The 14,671-nt window shown below is 43.9% G+C and carries 12 protein-coding genes; 11 read left to right on the top strand and 1 reads right to left on the bottom strand.

Annotated features, from left to right (window positions below; all coding sequences use genetic code 11):
- The first annotated feature begins 121 nt into the window (after positions 1 to 121).
- From NST38_RS18405 to NST38_RS18375, 7 genes are all read left to right on the top strand, one after another.
- Entirely contained in the window at positions 122 to 928 is an 807-nt protein-coding gene (locus NST38_RS18405; RefSeq protein ID WP_076250082.1) for a helix-turn-helix transcriptional regulator, read from the top strand.
- A gap of 135 nt (positions 929 to 1,063) precedes the next feature.
- Positions 1,064 to 2,020, top strand: a complete 957-nt coding sequence (locus tag NST38_RS18400; RefSeq protein ID WP_076250083.1) for an aldo/keto reductase — start codon at positions 1,064 to 1,066, stop codon at positions 2,018 to 2,020.
- 138 nt (positions 2,021 to 2,158) lie between these two features.
- Entirely contained in the window at positions 2,159 to 2,755 is a 597-nt protein-coding gene (locus tag NST38_RS18395) for a cupin domain-containing protein (protein WP_076250084.1), read from the top strand.
- A 207-nt stretch (positions 2,756 to 2,962) separates the two neighbouring features.
- A complete protein-coding gene (locus tag NST38_RS18390; RefSeq protein WP_076250085.1) occupies positions 2,963 to 3,643 on the top strand; it encodes a hypothetical protein in 681 nt (226 codons plus the stop codon).
- Between the two features lie 548 nt (positions 3,644 to 4,191).
- Complete coding sequence (locus NST38_RS18385; protein ID WP_076250086.1) at positions 4,192 to 5,781, top strand: methyl-accepting chemotaxis protein; 1,590 nt, start codon at positions 4,192 to 4,194, stop codon at positions 5,779 to 5,781.
- A 24-nt stretch (positions 5,782 to 5,805) separates the two neighbouring features.
- Entirely contained in the window at positions 5,806 to 6,231 is a 426-nt protein-coding gene (locus NST38_RS18380; protein ID WP_017687852.1) for a chemotaxis protein CheW, read from the top strand.
- Positions 6,232 to 6,245: 14 nt separating this feature from the next.
- Entirely contained in the window at positions 6,246 to 8,261 is a 2,016-nt protein-coding gene (locus tag NST38_RS18375) for a chemotaxis protein CheA (RefSeq protein WP_076250087.1), read from the top strand.
- 97 nt (positions 8,262 to 8,358) lie between these two features.
- Here NST38_RS18375 and NST38_RS18370 read toward each other — a convergent pair whose 3' ends face one another.
- Positions 8,359 to 9,243: a LysR family transcriptional regulator gene (locus tag NST38_RS18370; RefSeq protein ID WP_036672843.1), complete on the bottom strand. Its 885-nt coding sequence runs from the start codon at positions 9,241 to 9,243 to the stop codon at positions 8,359 to 8,361.
- 112 nt (positions 9,244 to 9,355) lie between these two features.
- On the opposite strand from NST38_RS18370, the gene zwf reads away from it, so the two are divergent.
- From zwf to NST38_RS18350, 4 genes are all read left to right on the top strand, one after another.
- Positions 9,356 to 10,879, top strand: a complete 1,524-nt coding sequence (zwf, locus tag NST38_RS18365) for a glucose-6-phosphate dehydrogenase (protein WP_076250088.1) — start codon at positions 9,356 to 9,358, stop codon at positions 10,877 to 10,879.
- Between the two features lie 36 nt (positions 10,880 to 10,915).
- Positions 10,916 to 11,581 carry a fructose-6-phosphate aldolase gene (gene fsa, locus NST38_RS18360; RefSeq protein WP_036613461.1) on the top strand — a complete coding sequence of 222 codons (666 nt, stop codon included), beginning with the start codon at positions 10,916 to 10,918 and terminating at the stop codon, positions 11,579 to 11,581.
- 68 nt (positions 11,582 to 11,649) lie between these two features.
- Positions 11,650 to 13,068, top strand: a complete 1,419-nt coding sequence (gndA, locus tag NST38_RS18355; RefSeq protein WP_036672842.1) for an NADP-dependent phosphogluconate dehydrogenase — start codon at positions 11,650 to 11,652, stop codon at positions 13,066 to 13,068.
- A gap of 246 nt (positions 13,069 to 13,314) precedes the next feature.
- Positions 13,315 to 14,418 carry a metallophosphoesterase gene (locus tag NST38_RS18350; RefSeq protein WP_076250089.1) on the top strand — a complete coding sequence of 368 codons (1,104 nt, stop codon included), beginning with the start codon at positions 13,315 to 13,317 and terminating at the stop codon, positions 14,416 to 14,418.
- Positions 14,419 to 14,671 lie beyond the last annotated feature (253 nt).

The raw sequence follows: 14,671 nt of genomic DNA, 5'->3' as shown, positions 1-14,671 counted from the left end.
TTGTAAACCAAGTATTCTACAGAACTAATAATAGATGAATTATATCAAAGTCATTCAGAGACTACCATTTTGGGATAGAGCCGAATAGGCTTGAATACTTTTATAAAAAGGAACGATGTTTATGGATACAAGTATGAGCCGTAACAAAAAACTGGGTGAGTTTTTGAAATCACGGAGAAGCCGCATTCAACCGGAACAGGTTGGATTGTCAGGATCTTATGGACAGCGAAGAACACCCGGTCTACGGCGGGAAGAAGTAGCGGTATTGGCTGGTGTCAGTGCGACGTATTACACGTGGCTCGAACAGGGTAGGGAGTTGGCGGCTTCACGAGAAGTGATGCAGAGTATAGCGGATGCGCTCCGTTTAACCCTGGAAGAGAAGAGTCATTTGTTTGACTTATGGGACCCTAATACGGAACATGAATTCCTTGCTTCGTATTCGCAACTGGAGCCAGGGTGGCATAGTATTATTGGCCAGTTGACTCATCCTTCCTTTATTACCAATGAACGTTCTGAGGTACTTGCCTGGAATGAAGCTGCAGATACGAACCTTTTCAACTTCTCGTCGATGAATGTGAATGAGCGTTTAATGATGCGGATTTTATTTCTGGATACAGCGCTCAGGGAGCGTATGCACAACTGGGATGAATTCGCGCGGCACTCGGTAGCCGTATTCCGTACGTATTATGACAAGTATCCGAGTGACCCCGAATTTAGCAGAATCGTGAAACAATTGATTGACGAAAGTGTAGACTTCCGAACGATCTGGAACCTGCACCAAGTTGAGTTAAAACAAGTCAATTGTGTCCTGCTTGAAACGACGGATCGGGCAGATGGCGTTGTGCATGCATACGATATCTTTTCCATGAATAATCTGAACAGCCAATCAGGCATTCATTGTTGTATTTACGTTCCTGTTGCCATATAGAAAGTTAATCAAACTGGTAATTTCTTTACTAGCATAAACAGAGTGTGGTTGGGGTCTCGGGAGTGAAATAGAATGAACTCAAGTTCATACGTTTCTAGTTAACGTTTCTATTTCAAGATGAAAAGAGGGAGCCTCATGCTCAAAACAAGAACACTGGGAAATGATAAATTACGAATATCTGCGCTCGGCCTGGGTGTGATGATGATGCCGGATAATGACGAAGCGGTACATACCATTCAGGGTGCGCTGGATGCAGGAGTTACCATGTTTGATACGGCGGATCTATACGGAGAGTATGAAAAACAGCGATTTGGAGGGAATGAAAAACTGCTTGGACGCGCGCTTCAAGGTCGAAGATCCAAGGCAATCGTTGCCACCAAATTTGGTATAACACACACGCAGGGCCCCAAGGGAGATCCAGCCTACATCAAAAAATCAGTAGATGCGAGTCTTTACAACTTGGGAATGGATTATATCGATCTGTATTATCAACATCGTCCTGATCCGAATACACCTATTGAAGAGACGGTAGGCACACTTGCCGATCTGGTTCAACAGGGGAAGATTCGATATATTGGTCTGTCCGAAGCGCCAGTAGAGATCATTCGGCGTGCACATGCTGTTCATCCGATTACAGCGTTGCAGACCGAATATTCATTATGGAGTCGAGAGCTTGAGGATGAGATTATGCCTGTCCTGCATGAATTGAACATAGGCTTGGTTCCATACAGCCCATTGGGACGTGGTTTCCTGACAGGTCAGATCCGTTCTATAGACGATCTCCCGGAAGATGATTATCGTCGTCACTATCCGCGTTTCCAAGGTGAGAACTTTCAGAAAAATCTGGAGGTTGTTGGATTGATCCAAGAGATGGCTAAGCAAAAAGGATGCACGGTCTCTCAACTTGCTCTGGCCTGGTTACTTGGAAAGGGAGAACATATCGTTCCGATCCCGGGGACTCGCAACCTGGAAAGAGTTCACGAGAACTTAGGGGCGCTACAGGTTTCGCTTACGGATGATGAGATGAACCAGATAGATCACATATCTCCCCAAGGCATTGCAGCCGGAGGCAGATTCCCTGGTAAAGTCTAGTTTGTTTATACAAGATTCTAAGAAACCTAAAGTTCAGGATTAAAAACAATATATAACATGTGTCAACGGTATTATCTTTCTATTCTCCGGCATACAGTACAACAATGAGATGTATGCCCAAGGAGGAGAAATGATCGTATGATGAATCCGATTTTACAAGCCCCGAATGTTCCGCTGGCAGCCGATTCCAATGCGGTTGTCAATTATCAGAGGGATTCACGCAACTATGTAACCCAGTTGTTTGGAGAACAGCTGCCGACCATTGCAAATGGGTTCTTCAACGTGTACTTAAGCAAAGGAATCATTGTGCAGCCACACTGGCACACCAATGTCACGGAGATGGTTGTGGTCATCACCGGTGAAATTACAGCGTCAGTCTTTAATCCGTTTACGCGTGAACGATTGACATATCGTCTGAAACCAGGTCAGGTTGTTGTATTTCCGAAAGGCTGGTTTCACTGGTTTGTCGCTGAGACAGATGATGTATATGTCTTAACAATCTTTGATCAACCAACGCCTGATATTGTGTTTGGAGCGGATTTCTTGGCAGCTACACCGCCGGAGGTGGCTCACCGCGCGTACTGTTTGGATGAAGAGGCATATACGAGAGCTGTTGCTTCCATTAAAAATGATGCGATTCTTGGCCCTCCAATAGGGTGTGATACGCAGGTTTCTGATCAATCGACCTCACCTTCCAAGACGTCCGTGTCACCATCCAATAAGCTGAAATCTTAAGTCAAGATTCCTTATTCATTATCAAAGTACACAGCCTGTAACTGGAGAATAACAGTTGCAGGTTTTTTTTATGTGTCGATGTAATAATCGTAAGAAGTCACGGAGGGGGTTGGTATTATATTAGAGAAAATTCATAATGCCTGAGTCAGTGTGTTACGTTCTCTGTTAGTATAGTATGAACATCCAACAAAAACGGAGGACTCATAAATGAACATGTCAGAAATGGATACGCTTGAAACTGCAATGAGTTATGCACCTATTTTGATGTTTGACAGAGCCGAACCCTTTTATCCTGATTTTGTTGGCATTTCTGTGTTGCATCAATCTGGGCCTTCACCATCGTTCAGAAGGGACATTAAGTTTCCGACCGAGGTAGTACAATATGTAATTGAATATGCAATCTGGTGGGATTATGAGATTGGACATCTGTATGAAATGGAGCATGTATGGGTTTATGTGGGTCATGACGGAGAGGTAGTAGACTGTGAAGCCAGCTTTCATGGGAAGGTGCTACGCGGATTATTGAAGGAACGGGTCAATGTGGTTGGACATCATGTATGTCTGTACTCACAGCCTGGCAAACATGCTTTCTCACCACTTCCGGTTGTATTTGAGTTATTGCCAAACCTGTATAGTGCAGCAGGTGCCGAAGCTGGATGTGATGGGCTACTTGTGAATGAGTTGTTTCAAGATTATTTTGAAACAAATGAACAGATCGATGATCAGGTAGAGCGTTATCTCCAGGCCAAAGCGTTTGTACCTACCATGGAGTTCGAAGAATATTTACTAAAACCGGAGATGTTCATGACGTGGGATAATCTGTTTGGAATTATTCCGCACAGGATTAAGGACCGCCTAATGGAACTGGAGCAGCTATATAACACATAAATAATTAGTTTTAAACGGGTTTTATGTTAATTTAAAGTGTGTTTTTTCGCTTCAGAACCAAACTTTGTTGATTCGGGTTTGGTTTTTTTTATGGGAAAATGGACTCAGTATAAGTAATCATTTATTAGACTTAGGTCTTGAAATGTTGAGTGTGTACAGAAAAAATACATAATTTTTTGTGTGGAAAATGATATTTGTTAGACGTAAGAACTATATAACTTCTTGTATAAATAAAAGAAGATCATGTCACATGAAATTTTGTATGGAGATGTATGTGTAAGTCAATGCAGAATGTTGATTATACGTATATATGTAAATGAAAAAAACAATTTAATAGGTAAAAAGTATAATTTATATTAAAAAGAAGATTCTTTATATCTGAAATAAAAATTCATAATAGTGCAAATTTATAGAAATAAAAATCTCCTATTCAGTTTTAATATATTTATGTCGAAATAGATCGTAAGTTGTCTGGAGCGCGACCAAGAGAAGGGTTTACCAAGCGTTATATACATAACTGGACACTACGATGCCTAGGAGGAGATTACATGAAGTGGTTTGGAAATTTGAAAACAGCAACAAAGATTATCTCAGCGTTTTTAGTTGTGTCGATAATCCTTGCGGCGCTTGGCGTCTACTCTGTAGTAACATTGAGAAGTACGAATGAACGAATGCAAGAGATGTATAACAACAATCTAATCTCTGTCAAAGAATTATCATCTGCTCAGATTGATTATCAAAGAATGCGTGTGAACGTGCGTGATTTGAGCTTCGAAACCGTTGAAACCGAAAAAACTCGGATCACGGAGAACATCGCTTCGATCCGTCAGAGTGTGAATGATCGCCTGACCATCTATCGTCCGCTTGCAACAACCCCTGAAGAAATAGAGTTACTCCGTAATTTTGATGCGGAATATCCAGGATATTTAACAATGTTTGAACGAGCAACTAATCTGGCTGTCGCAGATGATCAAAGTGCCTTTAATACCTTCCTTAAATCTGAGCTTAAACCACAAGGAGACAGGATTGTAGAACTCCTTACCAATTTGATCGACCTTAATGAAAGTATGGCTGAACAGGCGAATATACAATCTCAGGCTGCCTATTCACAAGCATTTAAAGTAACGATAATTCTTGTGGTTCTGTCCGTACTCTTCAGTATTCTCATTGGATATATCATCTCTCGCTCCATTTCGAAGCCACTCATGGCCATGCTGGGTCTAGCTACAGAAGTTGCCAACGGAAATCTGACACTTAAGTCAGACATCTCCAGCAAAGATGAAGTGGGTCAACTAGCCGCGGCACTGAATCGGATGGTCGATAATCTGAAAGAGTTAATTAACAATATCGTGATGAACTCCCAAAGTGTTGCTGCTTCTTCGGAACAGATCTCAGCCAGCACACAGGAAATTGCGAGCACCAGCACAAGCCAATCCAGTGAGGCGGGAAATATCTCCGAATTGTTCAAGGAGCTTTCACTTGCCATTAACTCCGTCGCTGCAAGTGCGGAAGAAGCGGCTGAACTGTCCAACGATACGGTGAAGACTGCTCGTGAAGGTGGACTTGTTGTACAGACTTCATTGGAAGGTATGCAAGCTGTTAATACAAAAATGACTAAACTTGAAGATGATTCTCGTAAAATCGGTGACATCATTGAAGTGATTGACGATATTGCTGAGCAGACCAATCTGCTAGCGCTGAATGCTGCAATTGAAGCGGCACGTGCCGGAGAACAAGGACGAGGATTCGCCGTAGTAGCAGATGAAGTCCGGAAGCTTGCCGAACGAAGTGGCGAGGCGACCAAAGAAATTACAGCCATCATCAAAGCAATGCAGGAAAATACGAGACAAAGTGTACAGGCTGTAGTAGCCAGTGTTGAGCAGTCTTCCATGACTGGACAGGCGTTTGATCAGATCATTGATATGGTCAATAACTCCTCACAGAAAGTAAACGAAATTGCTGCTGCATGTGAAGAAGAAGCAGCCCAAGCCGCAGAGGTGATGAGCTCTGTTGAATCCATCTCGGCTTCCAGTGAGGAATCCGCTGCAGCGTCTGAAGAGACAGCGGCAACATGCCAATCTCTGGCACGTCTGGCGGAAGAACTGGCGAATTCGGCAGCTGCCTTCAAAACAAATTAATAAAATTGAATTGAGGGTGAATCGATGTCTTCACTTCAGAAGGAACAATATATTGAACTGTCTGTAGGTGCAGAGACTTGCGCCATTCGAATCGAAGAAATTCACGAAATTATTAAAATGCTTAGCATTACAGATATTCCATTTAGCCGCCCAGAGATCAAAGGGGTAGTTAATCTGCGTGGCAAGGTTGTATGTGTGATGAGTCTGCGGAACCTGCTGGGTATGCCGGATGAACCGGACACCAGAGCAACGCGTATTATCGTAGTTCGACATCAGGAAGAATATATTGGCTTGATCGTGGATCGGGTGAACAAGGTAACCACATATTCCGAAATTCATCCGCCAACCGGCGGATATGGTCGTAACCGTGAAGGTTTATTCCATGGTGTGGGTCAACAGGAAGACAAGCTTGTGGGCATTTTGAAACTGGACGAAATATTGGGCGGTTAGGGAGGTATATATGAATGATGGATTTGTCTGCCTACCGTGACATCTTTATCGAAGAACTGAATGATCAACTGGAACGTATGGATCAGTCTTTGCTGGCATTGGAGCTTTCGCCTTCTGTAGAACTGGTTCAGACGCTGTTTCGGGCAGCTCATACCATCAAGGGATCGGCATCCACTATGGATTTCCGTGAATTAAGCGACCTCACGCATGAAGTGGAGTATGCTCTAGAATGGGTCCGGGAGAGAAAGCCAGAGATGACTTCGGAGCTAATTGATACATTGTTCCGCTCTTTGGACGCCATGAAGGTACTTCGGGATCAGTACATTCGTGGGGAAGCCTATGCAGATTTTCGAGCAGTAGTAAGAGAAATAAAGGATTTAATTCAGACTCCGGCAGTAGTCGGAAAACTTATAATACCTCAATTGCAACCAGCAGAATCGATTATGGCACAGGTAGCTATTGTGTCAGGGAAGCAGTTATTGTCCATTCATGTTGTGCTGGAGCAGAAGTGCATGATGAAAGCGGCCAGATATCATATTTTACGACAACGCATTGAGGACATCTGTGGTACGGTTGTCGCTACTTCGCTCATGGAGAGTCAACCGGGCGCGCAGAATGAAGATGATCATTATGGTCAGTTCATCATCATCGTAGCAACGTCGAATGACCAACAGCAGCTTAAGGCAGAGCTGTCTTCAGACTCGGATATTCATATGCTGGAGATTAATCCATATCTGCTGGAATCCAATGAGGTTGCAGCGACGTCTGCACCACTTGAATTAATCTCTGAAACAGAGCAAACGAAACAAAGCTTTCCTACCGTAAATACAACTGGGCCGGATGAGAAAGTGAAAGCTGCTCAACCTACAGTTCGTGTGAGTGTTGAACGTCTGGACCATTTGATGAATTTGGTCGGTGAACTGTTAATTGATCAGACATCCCTTGCAGATCTGAGTGGATCGGGTGCGCGTAAGGAGTCTTCACCACTCATCCGGAGTATTAGTGGTGTATCCGATCATATGGGCAGGGTAATCAAGGAACTCCAAGAAGGTGTAATGAAGACACGGATGTTACCCATTGATCAACTATTCAGTCGCTTCCCGAGATTGGTTCGTGACCTATCACAGAAGCTGGGTAAGGATCTGGAACTGGTTATTCAAGGTGGAGAGACTGAGCTTGACCGGATGATTATTGAAGAACTGAGTGACCCGCTGATCCATCTCATCCGCAACAGTGCAGATCATGGCATTGAAAGTGCAGAGATTCGGGCGGAGAACGGTAAGCCGTCCAAAGGACGTATTACATTAACTTCGTTTCATGAAGAAAATCATGTTGTCATTCGTTATTCGGATGATGGCAAAGGTATCGATGGTGAGAAGATTAAAGCTTCCGCCTTGGGCAAGGGCATCATTAGTGAGGAACAGGCTGCACGCCTAACAACACAGGAAGCTGTCCACCTCATATTTGAACCTGGCTTCTCGACGGCCTCTTCTGTCAGTGAAGTATCAGGACGCGGTGTTGGAATGGACATCGTGCGTAGTCAGATCGGGCGACTCAACGGCATCATTGATATTGATACGGAGGTTGGTGTGGGTACCACGTTTACGATTCGTCTACCGCTCACACTGGCGATTATTAAAGGTCTGTTAGTCAAAGTATCGGGTCGTGTGCTGATCTTGCCGATGTATAATGTTGCTGAGATTGTTCGAATTTCACCTGAAGATATTCAGATGATCCAGGGGCAACAAGCGATCCTGAATCATGGACGAATTGTACCTTTTCACCGACTGTGTGACAGGCTCAACTATCCACGAACAGACCGCAAATCCAAGACCATTCCACTGGTGATCGTGCGTTCCGTTGATAAAATTGCAGCTTACGCAGTAGATGAGATTATAGGAAATCAGGAAGTCGTTATTAAGACACTTGGTACGTATCTGGGAGCGATGAACCATCTATCTGGAGCAACGATCCTCGGTAATGGTAAGGTTGCCCTTATATTGGATGCGTCCTATCTGGTGAGTCTTTAATCGTTAGATAAACACAAACATTATGCAGGCCAAAGAGCCTCATCCTCCATAACTGGACGGTGGGGCTCTTTGTTGTACCTTTTGACATTGTGACCACTCAGGATTTGAAAATGAGATCCATAAACCGGTTGGCAGCCAGAGAAATCGGCATATTGCGTTTGGTCATAATCCCCACATGGGAAGGGGGGAGCGGGACATCAAGCTGAATTTCGAAGAGAGAACCTTCCTCCAGCTCTTTGGATATAAATTCACGTGTAACATAGGAAATCCCCAGTCCTCGACGCGCAAACTCAATTAACAGATCAACGCTACCAACCTCAATCTCAGGTTTCAACGTGTAATTATAGCTGTTAAACAACTCGGTTATAGCCATCCGAACCCGGCTGTTTCGGGAGAAGAGAATCAGTTGATGCTCCAGAAGCATCTCAAGTGTCATGACTTTCCCCTTCAACTGAGCATAACGTTCCCCGGCTACAAAACAGTCCTTCAACTGAATACTTTCCCTGACTTCTAGCTGTGGATCAACAATGGGCATCCGCACAACACCAAGATCAATCTTGCCTTCTTTCAGAAAGGTAATCACTTCCGGCGTGGTTCCATGACTCAGATGTAGCTTGATGTTAGGGTACAAGGTGTGGAATTCCTCTAGATACGCCAGCATGTAATGCTTGAACAGGGAGTCACTGCCACCAATTCTCAATTCACCATTGTCGAGATTCTTCAGTGCGGCCATTTTTTCTTCTGCAAGTGAGATCAGAATCTGGGATTGTTCAATATAGGAGTATAGACTGGCACCTTCCTGTGTCAGCGCTACACCCTTGGAATTTCGATAAAACAAGGTAAGACCAAAGCTCTCTTCCAATTGCTTAATGGCATGACTGACGCTGGGTTGAGTGATATAGAGTGCTTTCGCAGCCTGTGTCAAACTTCCCGTTTTGGCGGCCCAATAAAAGACTTTATATAGTTCGTAATTTGTAGTCATAGATGTGGTCTATAGCTCCTGTGAAATATATTAATTACTTGTATGGCTATAAAACGTATTATAGTGTAACTACAACAAAGAAACCAGAGTTACTTGGAAGGAGAACGGTAAGATGGAACCAACTACCATTGTTTTATTTGGTGCAACTGGCGATTTAGCCAAAAGAAAAATATATCCTGCCTTATATAACTTATATCTTGAGCAGAAGCTTCCTGAAACCTTCTCATTGATTGGTCTGGGGCGTAGAGATTGGTCTGATGAATTCTTTCAGGCACAAGTGGAAAAATCATTAAATGAATTTTCCAGACGCCAAGCTGATCCTGAAGTTGTGAAGTCATTTGTGAAAGCTTTCCGCTACAGTGTATTGAATATAAGCCATAAGGAAGATTATATAAAGCTGTTGGGATTAGTTGAACAAAGAGAAGCTGAACTTGGCATTCCGTCCAATCGCTTGTTTTATCTCTCGGTTGGTCCGGAATTTTTCGAACCGATTGCCGAGAACATTCAAGAAAGTGGACTGGGTTCCACAGAGGGATGGAAACGCCTCGTTATCGAGAAGCCATTTGGTCACGATCTACAGTCTGCGAGAGACCTTAATCGCAAATTAAGCGAATCGTTCACGGAGGAAGAGATTTATCGGATTGACCACTATTTGGGCAAACCGATGGTACAGCGTCTGGAGACGTTGCATCAGAGTAACCCAATCATGAAGGCGTTATGGAACAACCGTTACATCTCCAATGTGCAAATTACGGCGAATGAGACTGTAGGTGTCGAAGAACGTGCATCCTATTATGATCATGTTGGTGCAGTGCGAGACATGTTCCAGAATCATATGTTGCAATTGCTCATGATGATGGCGATCCAGCTTCCATACAACAGTACTTCCGAAAAAGTTGGATTGAAGAAAAAACACATTATGGAATCGATCCAGCCGTTACAAAAACAAACTGTGGGCGCAAACATCATCCGTGGACAGTATGCAGAAGGCAACATTCAAGGTAAACCGGTAAATGCGTATACTGCTGAACCGGGTGTAGCCGAGAATACGATGAATGACACATTCATTGCTGCCAAATTGCAAATTGATGATTTCTTCTGGCGTGGTGTTCCGTTTTACATTCGCACGGGTAAAAGAATGAAGGAGAAATCAACACGTATCGTGATTGAATTCAAAGAACCTTCAGGACAGACTAATGTGCTGAAAAACAAGGGTTCCAAGCCAAATCTGCTTGTCATTGAGATGAGTCCGGATCAGAGCATGACATTGCAACTGAATGCAAGTGATCCTGAGAATAAAGGTGAATTCAAACCGGTTCATATTGATCTTTCTCCGGACAAAGGTGACCTTGCGGAAGCTTACGAGAATCTGATTCGTGATGCTTTGCTGGGTGATCCAACCTTCTTTGCCCACTGGGATGAAGTAGAATTGTCATGGGCATGGGTGCAGCCAATTCTGGATGCATTCCAGGAAAATCTGTTGCCACTTCACCTGTATCCTGCGGGTAGCTATGGACCGGTTGAATCAGATGTTATGCTTGAAGAAGAAGGTCACCACTGGTGGTTTGATGAGCCGGCGGATCTGGAGTCTGTAGTTACAAATAGCATACCCTTGGCGGTTAATGCGAATCTCTAAACCAAAATAAAAAATATATCTGGAGGTAATTCAATCATGAAATTTTTTATCGATACAGCTAACGTGGAAGATATCCAAAAAGCATACAAAATCGGCGTATTGTCTGGCGTAACAACAAACCCATCTTTGGTAGCCAAAGAGGGCGTGAAATTCGAAGATCGTATTGAAGAAATCTTGCGTTTGGTACCTGAAGTGGAGTCCGTTTCTGCGGAAGTGACACCAGATGCCCTTACTGCTGAAGAAATGATCGCGCAAGCAGACGAATTGATCAAAATTAACAACAGCGACAAAAACATTACGATCAAATTGCCAATGACACTTGCAGGACTTGAAGCTTGCCGTTACTTGACCAAAAAAGGTGTGAAAACCAACGTAACGTTGATCTTCACTGTGAACCAGGCGCTTCTGGCTGCTCGTGCTGGTGCGACATATGTATCCCCATTCCTGGGACGTCTTGATGATATCTCCGAGGATGGCGTACAATTGGTTACCAAAATTGCTGAATTGTTCCGTACACATAACCTGGATGCACAGATTATTGCGGCTTCTGTAAGACATCCCGATCACGTTACACGTGTAGCAATGGCGGGAGCGCATATCGCTACTGTTCCATTCTCCGTCATTGAACAAATCTCCAAACACCCACTGACAGATCAAGGTATGGACAAATTTGCAGCGGACTGGAAAAAAACAGTACAATAATCACTGAATATATATTCGTTTCAACTTACAATAAAACTATATAAATCATGGAGCATTGGGAGGACATAATGAGTAAACAACAGATTGGTGTTATTGGATTGGCAGTAATGGGTAAAAACCTGGCTTTGAATATTGAAAGCAAAGGTTTCTCGGTATCGGTATTTAACCGTTCCCCGGAGAAAACGAACGATCTTCTGAAAGAAGCAGAAGGTAAAAACCTGACAGGTGCGTTCACTATTGAAGAATTCGTGGAATCCCTGGAGTCTCCGCGTAAAATTCTGATCATGGTGCAAGCAGGTAAAGCAACAGATGCAACGATCGAGCAACTGCTTCCTCATCTGGATCAAGGCGACATTATTATCGATGGAGGTAATGCTTACTTCCCTGACACACAACGTCGCAGTAAAGAACTGGAAGAAAAAGGTTTCCGCTTCATCGGAGCAGGTGTATCCGGTGGTGAAGAAGGCGCACTGAAAGGCCCGGCAATCATGCCAGGCGGTCAGGAAAGTGCTTATCAGTTGGTAGAACCGATCCTTACAGCGATCTCTGCCAAAGTTGGCGATGACGCTTGCAGCACATATATCGGACCAGACGGTGCCGGACATTATGTGAAAATGGTGCATAACGGTATCGAGTACGGAGATATGCAGTTGATTGGTGAAGCTTATCACTTGCTCAAATCCGTATTGAACGTTTCCGTTGAAGAGTTGCATGAGATCTTCACCGAGTGGAATCAAGGGGAGCTGGACAGCTACCTGATCGAAATCACGGCAGATATCTTCTCCAAATACGATCCAGAAACAGGCAAACCAATGGTTGACGTTATTCTGGACGCGGCTGGACAAAAAGGAACAGGTAAATGGACAAGCCAAAGTGCGCTGGATCTCGGCGTTCCATTGTCCATGATTACGGAATCCGTATTCTCCCGTTTCCTCTCTGCGATGAAGGACGAGCGTGTAGCAGCTAGCAAAATCCTGAATGGACCAGCAACTGAAGCATTCTCTGGCGACAAAAAAGCGTTCATCGAGAACGTGCGCAAAGCATTGTTTGCAAGTAAAATCGTATCCTATGCACAAGGATTTGCACAAATGCGTGCAGCTTCCGATGAATACGGCTGGGATCTGAAATACGGTAACATTGCCATGATCTTCCGTGGTGGCTGCATCATCCGTTCGCAGTTCTTGCAAAACATTAAAGAAGCATATGACAAAGATGCAGAACTCAAAAACCTGCTCTTGGATCCTTACTTCCAAAACATCGTTGAATCTTATCAAGGCGCATGGCGTGAAGTTATAGCGGCTGCTGTAAAACAAGGTATTCCAGTACCTGGTTTCTCCAGCGCACTGTCTTACTACGACAGCTACCGTACAGAGCGTTTGCCAGCAAACTTGCTGCAAGCTCAACGTGACTACTTCGGTGCCCACACATTCAAACGTGTGGACAAAGAAGGTTCATTCCACTTCCAATGGATGGACACTAACGAGTAATTTTAATTTCGAAAATATAGCATTCCTGCAGTTGTCCTTGAATTTAGCTATTCAGGGCAGCTGTGGGAATGCTTTTTCTCGTTAATGGTTCGAATTTGAATATCATCAAATTGTAATAAAATGTACGAATCTGGGTTTGCCAAACAGATGATCTGACTCATCAACTACGTTATACTTGTTCAGACGGACCTGTGTCCGTGATGAAAATTCAGAATACAACTTATTGACGTGGAGGTTAGACCGGGCATGTTTGTATTAGCAGGTATATTGTTTTTGGTCGTATACGGTTTATTAGTGTTCTACATAGGTTGGAGCGGTTGGAGTTGGATGAAACCAGTTGTGTCCGCCAGATTTCGATGGTTTTATATTATAGCGCTTGTATTCCTTGCCGTTTCCTTCATTTTGGCACGGGTATTTGGAAGCATTTCGTTCCTCGGTATCATCGGTTCTTACTGGCTGGCAATCTTCTCGTTGTTATTGTTGATCCTGCCCGTCGTCCACCTCACGATGTGGTTGCTGAGATTAACCCGTATTCCAAGACATCACACACAGAAATGGGCGGGAGTTGTTACGCTGGTGCTGTTAGTGTCCACATTGGGTTACGGAATTTTCAACGCTTACAGCCCTGTAGTGAGAACGTATAATATCCAGATTGATAAAAAAGTAGAAGGTGTAGACAAGCTCAACATTGTCATGGCTGCCGATATGCACTTTGGACTTCTATCTGGCCCTGCACATGCCAAACGCATGGTGGAGGAAATTAATGCACTGAAGCCGGATCTGGTGCTGTATCCTGGAGATATTATTGATGACAATCTGGATATGTACCGCAATAGCGGAATTGCCGATATTATCAGTGATATTCAGGCCCCATACGGCGTCTATGCTTCACTCGGGAATCACGATAAGTTCGATGGTCCGATTGAAGATCTGATTGCTGCGCTGGAGAAGAGCAACATGCAAGTTCTGTACGATGACAAAATTGTCCTGGATGACAAGATCACCCTAATTGGACGGAAAGACCGAACAGAGAAGGATCGGGCAGAAGTCGCTACTTTAATGCAAGGCACTGATTTGACCCAACCGGTACTTATGATGGATCATCAGCCGTATGATCTGGATATTGCGGAGCAGAATAATGTAGATCTGGTCGTATCTGGTCACACCCATCGTGGTCAGATTGCACCGGCTCAGTTCATTACACAAGCGATCTACGAGAATGATTGGGGTTATCTGCAAAAGGGCTCTATGCACTCCATCGTAACGTCAGGATTTGGATTCTGGGGACCTCCAATTCGTACTAGTAGTCGTTCGGAGATTGTACAGATTAATGTTACGTTCCAGCAATAATACGGTGGGCCCTTCGAGAGAAGGGTCTTTTTTGTTCGAAGCAAGTGATCAAGTGATGCTTATTGGTTGATTTCGTTTGAATCTGCTCCAAAATGTTAATACTAAAGCATATGCACCCTTAAACGTGGAAGCTTAGGGAAAAGACTCATGTAAGGGAATGAAGTGGAATAGCAATAGTAGGATTTTTGGGTTGACACCGTTTTCAGGTTATGATAAATTATATCCGAGGCTTGTTACCGGTAATGCGGGCAAA

This window comes from Paenibacillus sp. FSL H8-0104, from assembly GCF_038050215.1.
GTDB lineage: Bacteria > Bacillota > Bacilli > Paenibacillales > Paenibacillaceae > Paenibacillus > Paenibacillus amylolyticus.
This window is presented reverse-complemented; position numbering and strand designations above follow the sequence as displayed.

Coding starts and splice junctions, on each gene's coding strand:
- NST38_RS18405 (WP_076250082.1), top strand. CDS start 122: ATGGATACAAGTATGAGCCGTAACAAAAAACTGGGTGAGTTTTTGAAA.
- NST38_RS18400 (WP_076250083.1), top strand. CDS start 1,064: ATGCTCAAAACAAGAACACTGGGAAATGATAAATTACGAATATCTGCG.
- NST38_RS18395 (WP_076250084.1), top strand. CDS start 2,159: ATGATGAATCCGATTTTACAAGCCCCGAATGTTCCGCTGGCAGCCGAT.
- NST38_RS18390 (WP_076250085.1), top strand. CDS start 2,963: ATGAACATGTCAGAAATGGATACGCTTGAAACTGCAATGAGTTATGCA.
- NST38_RS18385 (WP_076250086.1), top strand. CDS start 4,192: ATGAAGTGGTTTGGAAATTTGAAAACAGCAACAAAGATTATCTCAGCG.
- NST38_RS18380 (WP_017687852.1), top strand. CDS start 5,806: ATGTCTTCACTTCAGAAGGAACAATATATTGAACTGTCTGTAGGTGCA.
- NST38_RS18375 (WP_076250087.1), top strand. CDS start 6,246: ATGATGGATTTGTCTGCCTACCGTGACATCTTTATCGAAGAACTGAAT.
- NST38_RS18370 (WP_036672843.1), bottom strand. CDS start 9,243: ATGACTACAAATTACGAACTATATAAAGTCTTTTATTGGGCCGCCAAA.
- zwf (WP_076250088.1), top strand. CDS start 9,356: ATGGAACCAACTACCATTGTTTTATTTGGTGCAACTGGCGATTTAGCC.
- fsa (WP_036613461.1), top strand. CDS start 10,916: ATGAAATTTTTTATCGATACAGCTAACGTGGAAGATATCCAAAAAGCA.
- gndA (WP_036672842.1), top strand. CDS start 11,650: ATGAGTAAACAACAGATTGGTGTTATTGGATTGGCAGTAATGGGTAAA.
- NST38_RS18350 (WP_076250089.1), top strand. CDS start 13,315: ATGTTTGTATTAGCAGGTATATTGTTTTTGGTCGTATACGGTTTATTA.